We start from the raw sequence: 13,009 nt of genomic DNA on the forward strand, positions 1-13,009 counted from the left end.
CACCGGCGCACCGGTCCCGCGATCCGAGGTCAGCGGTTCAGGGACCAGTCGGCGTCGCCGTCGGCCACCGAGCCGTCGCCGAAGGACGCGGTGGTCGGGTTCGGCCACTTGCCGCCGGGGAAGAAGGAGGTGTCGACCACCTCTCCGTGCAGGCCGATCAGCTGCTGCGCCTGGGTGCCCAGCGCCGCGGTCAGCGCGGCGACCGCCGCCCAGATCAGCCCGCTGTTGACCCCCGCCTCCTCGACCACCAGCGCCGCACCCGCCCACGAGAACACCGCCGAGCCGAACGCCGCGATGGCGGTGATCATCGCGGCGATGAACTTCACCACGATCACCGCTATCGCCACGTAGAAAGTCAGCCCCACCCCGGCGCAGACCTGCAACGCGGTCGCGGTCTTGTCCGCGATCGTGGCGATCTTCGCGGCGGCGTCGCCCTGCGGTTTGACCACGCCCTTGTACGCGGTGGCCGCCGGGCCCGTCCACGACGTGGCCGCCGGCATCGCCTCGGGCTTGAGCTGACCGGTCACGCCGTTGGCCACGCCCCGGACGTCCTGCCAGTCGAAGGCGTAGGAGAAGAACGAGACCGGTGCCGCCACGCCCTTGAGCACGTCGGTGATCTTGTCCCAGATCCACCGCGCCAACTCGGTGATCTTCGTGGCGCACCACAGGATCGCGTCCTTGATGAAACCCGGGAGGTACCAGTGGTCGACGGCCGCGTGCGCCGCCCCGGGCACCTCGCCGATCTTCGTGGACAGGCTCGCCATCCCCTCGTTGATCTTCTTGACCGTCTCGGCGAACTGCGCCTCGCTGAAGCCCACGACCAGCCCTCCTAGTAGATCCCGCGCATCCGGTGCACGCCGGCGGTTTCCTCGTCGTCGTAGGTGTCCGCGACAGCGCGCAGGGTGGTGCCGATGTCGGTCATCGCCCGCGTCGCCTCCCGCGACCGCTCCACGACCTGGTCCATCACCTGGTGGTAGGTGTCGAAGACGACCTGGAAGAGGCCGGCCTCGACGCGGTCGAGGCGCAGCGCGTCGACCATGGGCACGATCGCGCCCATCCGGGCCGACTGGTCGTCCCACACCCCGGCCTCGGCGCGCAGCCCGTCGGTCGCGGCCTTCACCTGCTCCTTGCTCGGCGGTGTCATGCCCGCCCCCTTCCTGCCTCAGTCGGCGAGCTTGCGCGGGTCCGAGAGCAACGCCATGGCCTCGCCGAACAGCCGGTCCAACGGTCCGGTGGACGCCGGGGGCGCGGGCAGGTCGGCCAGGCCGCGCCGGGCGGCGGCCAGCGCCTCGCCGAGCGCGTTCATCAGGCTCGCGGCGCTCTGCGCGCCGACCCAGCGCTCGTCGGCGGTGCACGAGGTCAGGCCGGTGGGCGACAACGTCACCGTCAGCTTCCCGCTGCGGTCCGCGCCGGTCGCGCCCCCGGACGTCGGCAGCCCGGCGAACGCGTCCACGTCGTCGAACGCCTTCAAAGCGTCCTCCACGACCTCGCCGAGCGGGCGCGGCGCGACCTCCGGGACGGGCGCGCGCAACGCGGGCGGGATCCGTCCGGTCGCGGCGGCGTCGACCCGGTCGGCGCGCTGCTGCCACCCGTCGGCGGCCATCGACCTGGTCCACGTCTCCATCCGGTCGGCCACGGCCGCCTGGAACGCCTCCAGCACCGCGCCGCCGAACCCGGCGGGCGTGATCCGCCGGTCCCAGCCGGTGTCGACGCGGAACGACGTGGGCAGGCCGTCCGGCCCGAGCACCACGTGCACGGTGCCGGAGCCGTCCGCCCCCTCGGCCCGCGTCGGGGCGTGTGCCCGCGCGCCGTCGAGCAGTTCGCGCACGGTGGCCGCGTACTCCTGCACGCGGGCCAGTTGGCGCATCAAGTCATCGGTCACCCTGTCCGCCTTTTCGTCGTTCGCGCACCGGCCGTCAGGAACCGGAACGCCTGATCTGAATTCCGAGCGGAACAACCAGCAGCCACGCCGCGAGCAGAACGAATCCGATTCCCGGAGCGCTCTGCAGCTGGATCAGCGCCACAACGCCGACGGCGGCGAACACCACGGCGAGCAGCAGCACCACACCGGACCGGGGACCGCGCGCCAACCGGGCGCCCCGCAGCGCGGCGACCATCGCGCCGAGCAGCACCACCATCGCGGAGGCGATCATCGGCGTCGCCGCCGCCCGACCGAGTACTGCCTGGTCAGCGGCCAGCTGCCCGGTCCACCAGACGAGCAGCGCGGTGGCCAGCAGGACTTCGGCCATCGCCGCGCAGGTCAACGCCGTGGTGAGTCGGTTGCGGTGGTCGCGGGCGCTGGTCATGGAGGACTCCGCTCGGTCCGGCGTGACGGCCACGGAGGAACATAGCGCCGTAGCGCACACCGATTGAGCCTTTCCACCACATCGGGAAGGTGATCACCCGATTGCGTCCGAAGAATGCGGAAGAGCCCGCTCGAATGGTGTACCCGTCGCCGCGAATAAGCCGATGACAAATGCGGTGGAATTGATGGTGCGGCGTCCCCCCAAGTCGCCGGTCAGCCGCCGGCGTCAGGCGTGGCGTGGGCTCGGCGAGGTGGGCCGTCATGGTCGTGTTGAGGTCGGCCACGAACCCCTCGACCCGCTCCAGCAGCTCCGGCGGGTAGTGCGCCATCGCGACGTCCAACCGGCGGGCGAGCGAGCCGAAGAACTCGTCCGCCCGCTGCTGGATGTGCGCGCCGCTGTGCAGGGTGATCACCGCCGGTCGGCGTGCTCGCGGGTGCGGGTTCGTCATGGCGATCGGGGGAGCGGTCAGCGGAGCCCTGCCGGCCGACCGGATCGGTCGCAAGGTGCTCCAGGTCGGGCCGCTGGTCCAGCTGCCGGCGCGGCCCTCCAGGACCGGCGACTTCGCCGGCGCGTTCCAGCGCGCCCTGCTCGTCCAGGCGTGCCTGCTGGTGGCGTTCCTGGCGATCACCTTCCCGCTGCCCCGGAAGGGCCGGTCCGAGGCCGAGTAGCACGGCTCCAGCGCCGCCGGGTGACCCGCGAGCCGTGGCGTCAACGCATCAGTTGACGGATCGACCCGTCAATCGATACGTTGACGCCATGGTCGACCATCTCGACACCGCACCCGAACACGACCCGACGAGGGAACTGGTGGCCCGCTACTTCCACGGCCGGCAGCGCAGCCGCCTCGTGGACGAGCTGCTCCTGGCCGCCACGACCACCGCACCACCCGGCCTGGACTCGCCCGACGGCGAACCCCGGACGACCGAGACCACCGCGGCCGCCCTGCGCCTGGTCCCGACCGTCCGCGGCGACCTCGACCGGGCCGAGGTCACGCTGATCGAGTCGATCATGGATCGCGGGTGGACCTGGGAACAGCTGGGAGCGGCGTACGGCGAACGGTCCAAGCAGGCCATGCAGCAGCACTACCGCCGCAAGGGCGGCCGGCGCAGCTGGCCCGGGACCGAACGGCTGCGCCCCGCCCCCCGGTCGATCGAGTCCTCCCCGCACCGGCTGACCGCCGCGGAGCTGGACCCGAAGGACGTGGAGGTGGTCCGGGCGGCCATCGCGCACCTGATGGCCACCACCTACGACGTCGCCGGCGAGCACGTCGCCGACGGGGCGTGGGCCGGGTTCGACCCGGAGGCCGACGTCTCCGAGCAGATCGCCACGATCGGCCTGGAGGTCCTGCCCCGGCTGGAGGTCGCATGCCGCGCCGTCGCAGAAGGCATCACCGCGATGGTCGACGCGGCCTGGAACCGGCGCGACCCGGACCGCGAAGCGCGCCGACGCCTGTCGTGGACCGAACGGCTCAAGGACAGCCAGCAGGACCTGGCCCAGTGGCTCGAACGGGCCGGCCACGGCGTGCCCCGGGTGGACCGCCCGCTGGTCCTCGGGCAGCGCAACCGGGTCCACGACGACCACGTCGAGGTCGACCCCGCGCACGCCGACGACCTCCGCGCCGCGATCGACCACACCCTGATCCGCCTCCGCCTGCACCGCGACACCGTCGACCAGGTGATGACCGAACTCGGCCGCCGCCAGGCCGAACTCACACCGCCGGAAAGCGACCCGCCGACCGACCGGCCGACACCCCGACCGTGATCGAACGATTCCGCATTCGACGCGAATTCGACGTGACCTAGCCTCCCCATTGGGAGCGGTGGCAAAAGTTTACATTTTAACAGTTCTCGACGGCCGATCGCGTTCTTTGCGACTAAAGGCGGTACCGGGGTGGGGCGCGCGGGGAACAGTCTGGGGTGCGCCGGAATTGTCCGGTGCCGGGCGGCGAACACCACCCGGCACAACCCACTGATCGGCGCGGTCCCCCCGCGCTTCCCTGTGAAAGTGAGTTGCCGGTATGCGCAAGATCGTCAACGGGCGGCGCCTGGCCGCCCGGTCCGCCATCACCCTGGTCGCCGGTGTCCTGACCGCCGGCATCACGGCCGCCCCGGCGGCCGGGATCGAGGGGTACGCGACCGAGGTCGCGCAGTCCGCGATCGCCGACATGAGCACGCGAGAGGGGATCTCGCCCGCCGCAGCGGCCGAGATCCTGCGCACGCAGGACGCCAGTGCGCGCACCCTGGGTCAGCTCAGCGACCGCCTGGGCGACCGGGTCGCGGGCGGCTACCTCGACGCCAACGGCAAGCCGGTGGTGAACGTGCTGGACGCGGCCACCGCCGAGCAGGTCCGCGCGTCCGGGGCCGAGGCCAAGCTGGTGCGGCACTCCAGCCAGGCGCTGGCCTCCGCCCAGAGCACCCTCGAATCGGTGCCCGCGGTGACCCACACCTCGGTCGGCCTGGACCCGAAGACCAACCAGGTCGTGCTCAGCGTGTCCAGCGCGGCCAAGGGCGGCGACCTGGCCGCGCTGCTGCGCACCGCCCGTCAGCTCGGCGACCGCGTGCGGGTCGAGCGGGTCACCGGTGAGATGACCCTGGCCATCCTCAACGGCGAGGCCATCACCGGCGGCGGCACCCGCTGCTCGGTCGGCTTCAACACCAACAAGGGCGGGCAGAACTACATCGTGGACGCCGGGCACTGCACCCGCGCGGTGTCCCAGTGGAACGTCGGGCCGTCGCAGGGGGCCAGCTTCCCCACCAACGACTACGGCCTGATCCGCAACACCACCGGCAGCGCCCCCGGCGCGGTCTCGCTCTACAACGGCTCCAGCCAGAAGATCAGCTCGCACGCGCCGGCCACGGTCGGCCAGCGGATCCAGAAGAGCGGCAGCACCACGCGGCTCACCTCGGGTTCGGTGCAGCGGCTCAACGTCACGGTGAACTACTCCGAGGGCGCGGTGCGCGAGCTGATCCAGACCAACGCGCTGGCCAACCCCGGCGACTCGGGCGGCTGCCTGTTCGCCGGCAGCGTCGGCCTGGGCATCACCTCCGGCAAGGGCAGCGGCACCTCGTACTACCAGCCGGTCGCGGAGGCCCTGACCGCCTACGGCGTCACGCTCAACCCCTGATAGCGGGCGGGTGAGACAAAGCGCGGGTGGAATCAGCCGGGAAAATGGCCGATCCCACCCGCGCTGCGCACCACGAATGCGCGTCCGACCGGGTCGAACCCATTCACGGAATCCGCCGACCGGCGGCGGGGAACACCCCGGACGGCGGCCGGACGATCAGTGGACGGCGGTCCCGAACCACGTCGGCAGGTGGTCGAGCAAATCCTGCTGGTCGTCGCCGACCCACGCCACGTGGCCGTCCGGCCGCAGCAACACGGCGGGCACGTCGAGTTCCTCGCTGACCTCCACCACGTGGTCGACCCGGTCCTGCCAGCCGGCCACCGAGAGCCGCCCGGTCTGGTCGAGCAGCAGCCCGCGACCGGCGTGCATCAGCCCGTAGAGCCGGCCCCGCTTGAGCGCCACGTCCCGCAGCCGCCGGCCGAGCAGCGGATGCCCCGCGCCGAAGTCGTAGCGGACCGAGATCGCGGTGATCTTCTCGATCAGGTACCGGTTGACCTCCTCGAACTCCACCAGCTCGGCCAGCAGCCGGCGCACCGCCTGCGGCCCCGGCTCCAGCGACATCAACTGCCACTGCGCGCGGGTGTTGTCCAGCACGGCGGCCGCCACCGGACGCCGCTCGGACTCGTAGGAGTCCAGCAGCCCGGCCGGTGCCCAGCCGTCGATCTCGGCGGCCAGCTTCCACCCCAGGTTGAACGCGTCCTGCACACCGAGGTTGAGCCCCTGCCCACCGGTCGGCGGGTGGATGTGCGCCGCGTCGCCCGCCAGCAGCACCCGGCCGACCAGGTAGCGCTCCGCCAGCCGGGTGGCGTCGCCGAAGCGCGAGAGCCAGCGCGGCGAGTGCACGCCGAAGTCGGTGCCCGCCAACGCCAGCAACTGCCGCTTGACCTCGTCGAGCGTCGGCGGGACGGCCCGGTCCTCGGCCACCCCCGCCGCGGGCACCAGCACCCGGTACACCCCGTCGCCCAGCGGCATCGCGCCGAACCGCAACTGCGTCTTGCGGACCTCGGCCATCACCTCGGCCAGCGTCTCGGGCGACGCGGTCAACTCCATCTCGCCCAGCAGCGTCTCCTCCCGGGACGGCTCGCCGGGGAAGCCGACGCCGAGCAGCTTGCGCACCGCGCTGCGCCCGCCGTCACAGCCGACGAGGTAGCGCGCCCGCAGCTGCGTGCCGTCGGCCAGGTCGACGGTCACCCCGCGCTCGTCCTGGTCGAGCCCGACCACCTCGCACCCGCGCCGGATCTGCACGCCGACCTCGGTGGCGTGCTCGGTGAGCAGCCGCTCGGTGACGGTCTGCGGGATGCCCAGGACGTAGCCGTGCGCGGTGTCCATCCGCTCGGGCCACGCGGCGCTGAGACCGGCGAAGAACCCGCCGACCATGTGCTTCTTGCCGTGCGCGAGGAACCGGTCCAGCAGCCCGCGCTGGTCCATCACCTCGATGCTGCGCACGTGCAGGCCCAACGACCGGACGTACGGGGTCGGCTCCGGTTCCTTCTCCAGCACGACCACCTCGACGCCGTGCAGCCGCAACTCGCTCGCCACCATCAACCCGGTCGGCCCGCCGCCGGCCACGATCACGTCAAACATGAAACCCCCCGCTCACCACAACCGCGTTCCGGTCGACTGCTCCACCTGCGGCCCCGCGTCCCGCGAGACCCCTGTCGACTGCTTCAGACCTACGTCGCACGTCCCTGATTTCCGCTGGTTCCGGCATCGGCGGGAGATTCTGCGGCACCACCGGGGTCTTGCCGCAAGCCCCCCGGTGCGCTATATGTTGATAGTGGCGGGAAGTGTTCGCACTTCCGGCCATTCTCTATATGCGCGTCGGCTGATCCTCCCGCGCCGGCCGGAGCACCCGGCGCACGGCGGCGCGCAGCCACTGATGCCCGCCGTCGGCGGTGTGCCGCAGGTGCCAGGCCATGCCGATCGTCAGCGGTGGCAACGGAAACGGGATCTCCAGCAGGTGCAGACCCAGCACGCGCGCCGCGTCGCTCAGCGGTGACGGCGGCTCGCCCGGCAACGCCGTCGGCACCAGGCGTCCGGGCAGGACGGCGCTGACCCGCCGGGTGAGCTTGTGCTCGGCCGGGGCCAGACTGGCCACCGGGTTCCGCCCCAGTGGTGCACGCAGACCCTCAACCCCGCCGTGCTCGTCACGCCGCAGGCCGCCGATGCCCACTGATCCCACCACCGAGTCGCCGCACCACCTGACGGCACCGGCGCGCCGCCCCACCGCGATCGGTGGGGCGGCGCCGTGGTGTCACGACTCGCCGGTGATCCTGGCCGAGCCGATCGACGCCGCCGCGATCGCCCTGGCGGCCGTCTGGATGGAGGAGTTGGAGTTCAGGTTGGTCAGCGACGCCCGGTTGAGCGCGTGCACGACGAACTCGTAGGTGTTCACCGTCGAGGGCGAGCACGGGCCCTGGTAGCCGAACAGGCTGGCGCTGCCCCGGTAGTAGATCTGCCGGGACCCCGAGGGGACCGGCGGCTGGTAGACGTGCTGGACGTTCTGGGGCAACGAGGTCGTCGCCACCGGGATGTCGTAGATGATCCAGTGGAGGAGGTTGGCGTTGTCGAGGTCACGCATGACGATCGCGTAGCTCTGCGCGGCCGCCGGCGCGCCCGACCAGGCCAGGGGTGGGGACTCGTTCTTCTTGGCGGGGTCGTTGCCGCCGCCACTGGTGCACTCGTGCACCTTCGGCATGACGCCGCCGTTGGCGAAAGCGGTGCTGGACAGCGCGAACGCGTTCCGGTCCGCCGACGCCGCCGACGCGGCGACGGGGGAGAGGCCGGCGGCCGTCACGACGGCCACGGCGAGCAGCGCGATTCTGGTGCTTCTCACTGGAGGCTCCCGAGGTACTTGTGGTCCCTTTGGTCCGTCCGTGGAGCGGGTTCCTACGCGCGGCGGTCCGACCAGCGTATTCATCCGGCATTCCGGCGACCATCCTCACCGCCCCATCCCCACCGCGATATGGAGCGGCGTACGCGACAGGACAGCAGCTCACCCGCCCGCTGGCGGCCTCCAATCGGACCGAAATGCTGACTTCCGATAAGGTTTACTTATCGAAAGTAAGCATTTCGTCGGTTCATAGCGTTGCGTTGCGTCCGATAACGTTCGAGATGACGTTATTCTGCTACGATATTGCCGTGACGACGACCGAGAACCTCGCCTCGACCTGCAACTACCCCGGCTGCACGCGGCCGGTGCTGCGGGGTGGTGGACCGGGGCGGCCGGCCGAGTACTGCGACCTGGCGGAGCACACCCGGTGGCGGGCGTGGCGGGAGCGGCAGCGGTTGGCCCAGGAAGCGGAGGTGGAGTCCGAGGTCGTCACCGTGACGAAAGGGCCCCATGGGATTACCGCGGGCAAGATCAGGGCTGAAGACTTGCTGGAGCGGTTCCGGGTGCTCGCTGAGCAGATGTCGGCGACGTTGACCGGGGCCGTCGGCGAGCTCTCCGCCATCGCCGATCCGAGCGTGGCCGAGAGTCAGGTGCAGGCCGCGGAATCCGAGGCGGCGCGCAAGGTCGCCGAGGCGGAAGCCGCGGTGGCCAAGGCCGAACGGCGGCGGCAGGCCGCCGAGCAGGCGCGCGCGGCGGCCGAGGCCACCACCGAGGACGCCGTCCGGGCCGCCGAGCAGGCCGAACAAGACGCCGCCACCGCCTACGCGCAACGTGACGAGGCACGCGCCGAGGCCACCGCCGCCGTGCAACGCGCCGAGAGCGAGATCGCCGCCGCCCGGACCGAGGCCGCGACTGCCGTCGACCAGATCCGGCGCGACTGCGCCACCCAGGTCGACCAGGCCCAGGCCGACGCCGTCGCGCACGCCGAGCGTGCCCGACGCCAGGCCGCCAAGGAGATCGAGCAGGCCCAGGCCACCGCCCGTGACGAGGTCGCCCGCGCCCGGACCGAAGCCGAGGCGGCCGTGGCCCGCGCGGCGGCCGACGCGGCCGCGCACGTCGACCGGGCCCGTGCGGAAGCCGACGCGCTCGTCGCCCGCGCCCGGGAGGACGCCGCCGCCCAGATCGAGCGGATCACCGAGATCGCCCGGCGGGACGCCGAGGCCGCGGCCCAGGCCCGTGCCGACGCCGAACGGGCCGGGCAAGCCGCCGCGGACGCCCGTGCCGAACTCGACCGGGCCCGCGGCGAGCTGGACTCCGCGCGCCAGGCCCACCAGGCCCGGTTGGACGAGGCCGAGCGGGTCACCCGGGAACGGGTCGCGGCGCTGGAGGAGGCCCGGGTCCAGACGTTGGCGCGCGCCGAACGGGCCGAGGCGCAGCTGGACCGCGTCCTGGCCGAAACACGCGGCTAGCTGTCGCCGGACCGGGTCCGCTGGTCGCCGACCAGCGCGGTGGGCTTGCCGACCAGGCTCACCGCGATCCGGCGGTCCACCCACGGCAGCTTCGCCAACCGCATCGCGACCCGGCGGGCCCGCAGCCGTGCCTGCGTGGCCGGCAGGAACCACCGCGCCCCGGAGCGGGCGATCCGCTGCTTGTCCAGCACGACCGGACGCCACCGCCGTTCGTAGCCGGCCAGGTCGGTCAGGTTCTCCGCCAGCACGAACGCCCCGCCCATCCCCAGCGACGCGCCCTGCCCGGCCAGCAGTGACACCGCGCCGCACGCGTCCCCGACCAGCACCACCCGGCCGCTGCTCCACCGCGGCATCTCGATCTGCGCGACCTGGTCGTAGTAGATCTCCGGCGGGCAGCGTTCCAGCACCGTCGGCACGATCCAGCCCAACGTCGCGTACGCCGCGCGCACCGCCGCGCGGGGGTCGTCCGGCCGGGTGGGGTCCGGGGTGCGGTGCACGGTGAACGCGGCGACCCGGCCGTCGCGCAGGCCGTAGCAGCCGACCTGCCGGCCGACGGTGTCGGTGAGGCAGAACCGGCCGGCGACCAGGCGGTGGATCTCCGGGTCCTCGAAGACGAACGCCGCGGTGTGGAACCCCAGGTAGCGGAAGTACTCCGCTTCCGGGCCGAACACCAGGCCGCGCACGGTGGAGTGGATGCCGTCCGCGCCGACCAGCAGGTCCGCGTCCAGCGCCGTCCCGTCGGACAGGCGCACGGACACGCCGTCGGCGCGGTTGTCGACGGCGGTGACGGCCGCGCCGAACCGCACCCGGACGCCCGGCGGCAGCGCGGTGCGCAGGACGTGCTCGATGTCGGGGCGCATGATGCTGGTCATCCGCCCGTCCAGGGACCGGGCGAACCGCTCGAAGCTCAGGCCGACCCGACGGCGGCCGTGCTCGTCGTGGTAGCCGGCCTCGATGAAGTGGTAGCCGAGTTCGTGGACGCGGGGCAGCAGGCCCATCCGCTCGGCGGTGTCGTAGCCCGGCCCGAAGAAGTCGATCATGTAGCCCTCGGGGCGCGGGCCGGCGGCCTTCTCCACGACCTCGACGGTGTGGCCGAGCGCGCCGAGCCGGCCTGCCAGCGTGAGGCCGGCGATGCCCGCGCCGCTGATCACGACCTTCATCGCAGCACCCGCCCGAGCACGGGGACGACCAGGTCGACGGTCAGGTCGGGGTCCAGGGCGCGGTGCAGCAGGACGCCGTCGAGGGCGGCGGCGAGCACGGCGGCGGTGGCCCGCGGTGTCGGCACGTCGTGGGCGGCCAGCCAGTCGGCGACGGTGTGCCGGAACTCGGCCAGCACCTCGCCGACCGCCTGGCGCAGGTCGTCGTGGCGGGTGGCGGCCAGGTAGGTCTCGATGAACAGCTCCTGCCCGTCGACCTCGTCCAGGGCGGTGAGGATCGCGGCGAGCGCCTCCTCGGGGGTGGCCGCGGTGGCGAGCAGGGTGGGCAGTCCGGCGAGCGCGGCGCGCAGCGCGCCGGTCGCGGCTTCGACCAGGACGGCCCGCGTCGAGTCGAAGTGGTAGTGCACCACGCCGGACCCGACGCCGGCCCGGTCGGCCAGCACTCTGGTGCTGACCGCCCCCCAGCCCTTTTCCGCGATGAGTTCCGCGGCCGCGTCGAGCAGCCGTTGTCGGACGGTCATCCGCTACCTCCGAACGTCGTTTTGGACGATCGTACTGGACGATCGTCCAAAACGGGTTCAGGCGGCGATCCGGACCTCGCCCCCGACGCCCGCGAACGCCAGCAGCCGCTCGCCCTCGGCCAGCACGTCGGCCCGCTGCGCGTCCGTCAACGGCCGGAAGACCTGCACGTCGAGGCCCTGCGCGAGCTTCCAGACTCCGTTGACGAACCCGTCCACGAGCAGGGTCGCCTTGCCGCCGATCACGATCCCGCGCCGGTAGTCCTCGGTGGAGATGACCCGGGTCCGGTCGTCGTGGCCGAGCAGCACGTTGTCGAACTCGGGCAGGAACCGCACCGGGGCCGGGGTGTCCGGGTCGGGCAGCGGGCCCTCGGGCACGTCGTAGAGCTCGCGGCCCGTCTCGTCGGTGAGCACCCGCAGGCCCAGACCGGGCAGCACGTCTTTGAGCCGGGTCAGCCCCGACCACAGCTGCACGTCCTTCACCGTCGCCGGCCCGAACGCCGCGAGGTAGCGGCGGACGAACCCGGCCAGGTCCTCGTGCTCCCCGACCGCGCCGAGCCACCGCGCCGCCTGCGCCCACACCGCCTGGCCCGACCGCCCCCACACCCCGCGCGGCGGCAGTTGGACCACCGGCAGCAGGTAGGTCACGGCGTGACCGAGCGATTCGGCGTCCAGCTCCGGCCACCGCTCGGCGAGCGCCCGGCCCAGGTCGGGACGGGTGCGGGGCCGTTCGGCGAGCAGCCGCGCGCCTTCGCGCACGAGCTCGTCCGGGTCGAGCCCGGCCAGCACCGCGCGGAATGGCGAGGAGGTGAACCGGCGGCGCAGCATGGCCCGCAGCACGGGTTCGACGCGGGCGTGGTCGGCGGCGGTGACCAGGTGGATGGTGGCCCGTTGCAGCGGGGCGCGCACCACCTTGCCGTCGGCCACGAGTTCGCCGAGCGAGTCGGGCGTGAAGTCCCGCAGGCGCGACCACAGGCCGTAGTACGGCGCGGGCGGCTCCTGGGCCTGCATCCCGACGAGGTGGTCCACGGCGTCGGGCACCGTCAGGTCGGAGCGCTCCAGCAGCAGCTGCCGGTGCAACAGGGCGCGGTTGAGGCCGCGCAGCGTGATCACCGGGAGTCCCCCGGCCACGTGCGGACGTCTTGGGCGTGCAACGCGGGTGCCTCCATCACGGGCGAGTGGCCGCCGGTGGTCGTGCCCGGTCCGGCGGCGTGTCCCCGGGATCGTAGATCGGCCGGGTGCCGGGATCGGCGTGGTCGCGGCAGTTGCCGGCGGGCGGTTCAGGGCCGGGTGTCGGTCGACCGGTCCGCGCGCGTCGCCGCGCGGTGTTCGCAGCGGCGGCGGCGGATCCGCTTGCGCTGCTCGTCGCGACCCCGGCGCTGCTGGTCCCGAGGGGTTTTCGGTTCGGATGGGTGCATGCGACGACGGTGCCGGATGAGGGCGGGCGCGGGACATCCCGAAAACTCGGGGGTCCACGTTCGGGTGGAGTCGCGTGCGGACGACAGCCGGCCGGGCCACACTCGGGAAGGTGACGTCGTGGGGGGAACGACTGTCGTGCGACCTGAGGGACGGCGTTCGGCAACGGGTGGGTGCGGCCGAGCT

Annotated in this window: 15 protein-coding genes; 4 read left to right on the forward strand and 11 right to left on the reverse strand. The window is 72.6% G+C overall.

Annotation, left to right across the window (positions count from 1 at the left end):
• Positions 1–29 precede the first annotated feature (29 nt).
• The 4 genes from BN6_RS20470 to BN6_RS20485 are packed head-to-tail and all read right to left on the reverse strand — an operon-like array spanning position 30 to position 2,306.
• The gene (locus BN6_RS20470) at positions 30–818 is read right to left on the reverse strand and encodes a hypothetical protein (RefSeq protein WP_041313419.1); all 789 of its coding nucleotides are present in this window, start codon (positions 816–818) and stop codon (positions 30–32) included.
• Between the two features lie 11 nt (positions 819–829).
• Complete coding sequence (locus tag BN6_RS20475; RefSeq protein ID WP_015101628.1) at positions 830–1,144, reverse strand: hypothetical protein; 315 nt, start codon at positions 1,142–1,144, stop codon at positions 830–832.
• An 18-nt stretch (positions 1,145–1,162) separates the two neighbouring features.
• On the reverse strand, positions 1,163–1,882 hold the full coding sequence (locus BN6_RS20480; RefSeq protein WP_041313422.1) for a hypothetical protein: 720 nt from the start codon (positions 1,880–1,882) through the stop codon (positions 1,163–1,165).
• 34 nt (positions 1,883–1,916) lie between these two features.
• The gene (locus BN6_RS20485) at positions 1,917–2,306 is read right to left on the reverse strand and encodes a hypothetical protein (protein WP_015101630.1); all 390 of its coding nucleotides are present in this window, start codon (positions 2,304–2,306) and stop codon (positions 1,917–1,919) included.
• A 446-nt stretch (positions 2,307–2,752) separates the two neighbouring features.
• On the opposite strand from BN6_RS20485, the gene BN6_RS20490 reads away from it, so the two are divergent.
• The 3 genes from BN6_RS20490 to BN6_RS20500 all read left to right on the forward strand — a co-directional run bounded on the left by BN6_RS20490 (position 2,753) and on the right by BN6_RS20500 (position 5,430).
• Complete coding sequence (locus BN6_RS20490) at positions 2,753–2,974, forward strand: hypothetical protein (protein ID WP_015101631.1); 222 nt, start codon at positions 2,753–2,755, stop codon at positions 2,972–2,974.
• A gap of 88 nt (positions 2,975–3,062) precedes the next feature.
• A complete protein-coding gene (locus BN6_RS20495; protein WP_041313427.1) occupies positions 3,063–4,067 on the forward strand; it encodes a hypothetical protein in 1,005 nt (334 codons plus the stop codon).
• Positions 4,068–4,323: 256 nt separating this feature from the next.
• Positions 4,324–5,430: a S1 family peptidase gene (locus BN6_RS20500; protein WP_015101633.1), complete on the forward strand. Its 1,107-nt coding sequence runs from the start codon at positions 4,324–4,326 to the stop codon at positions 5,428–5,430.
• A 156-nt stretch (positions 5,431–5,586) separates the two neighbouring features.
• Here the strand turns inward: BN6_RS20500 and rox are convergent, their stop codons facing one another.
• The 3 genes from rox to BN6_RS20515 form a co-directional block, all read right to left on the reverse strand.
• Positions 5,587–7,014: a rifampin monooxygenase gene (gene rox, locus BN6_RS20505; protein WP_015101634.1), complete on the reverse strand. Its 1,428-nt coding sequence runs from the start codon at positions 7,012–7,014 to the stop codon at positions 5,587–5,589.
• A 226-nt stretch (positions 7,015–7,240) separates the two neighbouring features.
• On the reverse strand, positions 7,241–7,615 hold the full coding sequence (locus BN6_RS20510) for a type 2 periplasmic-binding domain-containing protein (protein WP_231905352.1): 375 nt from the start codon (positions 7,613–7,615) through the stop codon (positions 7,241–7,243).
• Between the two features lie 69 nt (positions 7,616–7,684).
• Positions 7,685–8,266 (reverse strand): YbhB/YbcL family Raf kinase inhibitor-like protein, encoded by a 582-nt coding sequence (locus BN6_RS20515; RefSeq protein ID WP_015101636.1) that lies wholly within the window; start codon positions 8,264–8,266, stop codon positions 7,685–7,687.
• 305 nt (positions 8,267–8,571) lie between these two features.
• On the opposite strand from BN6_RS20515, the gene BN6_RS20520 reads away from it, so the two are divergent.
• The gene (locus tag BN6_RS20520) at positions 8,572–9,732 is read left to right on the forward strand and encodes a hypothetical protein (RefSeq protein ID WP_015101637.1); all 1,161 of its coding nucleotides are present in this window, start codon (positions 8,572–8,574) and stop codon (positions 9,730–9,732) included.
• Here BN6_RS20520 and BN6_RS20525 read toward each other — a convergent pair.
• The 4 genes from BN6_RS20525 to BN6_RS48955 all read right to left on the reverse strand — a co-directional run bounded on the left by BN6_RS20525 (position 9,729) and on the right by BN6_RS48955 (position 12,825).
• Positions 9,729–10,892, reverse strand: a complete 1,164-nt coding sequence (locus tag BN6_RS20525; RefSeq protein ID WP_015101638.1) for an FAD-dependent monooxygenase — start codon at positions 10,890–10,892, stop codon at positions 9,729–9,731. The genes BN6_RS20520 and BN6_RS20525 overlap by 4 nt on opposite strands.
• Entirely contained in the window at positions 10,889–11,410 is a 522-nt protein-coding gene (locus BN6_RS20530; protein WP_015101639.1) for a TetR/AcrR family transcriptional regulator, read from the reverse strand. Before BN6_RS20530 ends, BN6_RS20525 begins: the two co-directional genes overlap by 4 nt.
• A gap of 57 nt (positions 11,411–11,467) precedes the next feature.
• Positions 11,468–12,538: a winged helix DNA-binding domain-containing protein gene (locus BN6_RS20535; protein ID WP_041313435.1), complete on the reverse strand. Its 1,071-nt coding sequence runs from the start codon at positions 12,536–12,538 to the stop codon at positions 11,468–11,470.
• A 149-nt stretch (positions 12,539–12,687) separates the two neighbouring features.
• Entirely contained in the window at positions 12,688–12,825 is a 138-nt protein-coding gene (locus BN6_RS48955) for a hypothetical protein (RefSeq protein WP_158509414.1), read from the reverse strand.
• Positions 12,826–13,009 lie beyond the last annotated feature (184 nt).

Origin of the sequence: Saccharothrix espanaensis DSM 44229, assembly GCF_000328705.1 — a bacterium.
GTDB lineage: Bacteria > Actinomycetota > Actinomycetes > Mycobacteriales > Pseudonocardiaceae > Actinosynnema > Actinosynnema espanaense.

Excerpts from the sequence above, each read along its gene's own strand:
- BN6_RS20475 (WP_015101628.1), bottom strand. The coding sequence starts at position 1,144 with ATGACACCGCCGAGCAAGGAGCAGGTGAAGGCCGCGACCGACGGGCTG.
- BN6_RS20485 (WP_015101630.1), bottom strand. The coding sequence starts at position 2,306 with ATGACCAGCGCCCGCGACCACCGCAACCGACTCACCACGGCGTTGACC.
- BN6_RS20490 (WP_015101631.1), top strand. The coding sequence starts at position 2,753 with ATGGCGATCGGGGGAGCGGTCAGCGGAGCCCTGCCGGCCGACCGGATC.
- BN6_RS20495 (WP_041313427.1), top strand. The coding sequence starts at position 3,063 with ATGGTCGACCATCTCGACACCGCACCCGAACACGACCCGACGAGGGAA.
- BN6_RS20500 (WP_015101633.1), top strand. The coding sequence starts at position 4,324 with ATGCGCAAGATCGTCAACGGGCGGCGCCTGGCCGCCCGGTCCGCCATC.
- rox (WP_015101634.1), bottom strand. The coding sequence starts at position 7,014 with ATGTTTGACGTGATCGTGGCCGGCGGCGGGCCGACCGGGTTGATGGTG.
- BN6_RS20525 (WP_015101638.1), bottom strand. The coding sequence starts at position 10,892 with ATGAAGGTCGTGATCAGCGGCGCGGGCATCGCCGGCCTCACGCTGGCA.
- BN6_RS20530 (WP_015101639.1), bottom strand. The coding sequence starts at position 11,410 with ATGACCGTCCGACAACGGCTGCTCGACGCGGCCGCGGAACTCATCGCG.
- BN6_RS48955 (WP_158509414.1), bottom strand. The coding sequence starts at position 12,825 with ATGCACCCATCCGAACCGAAAACCCCTCGGGACCAGCAGCGCCGGGGT.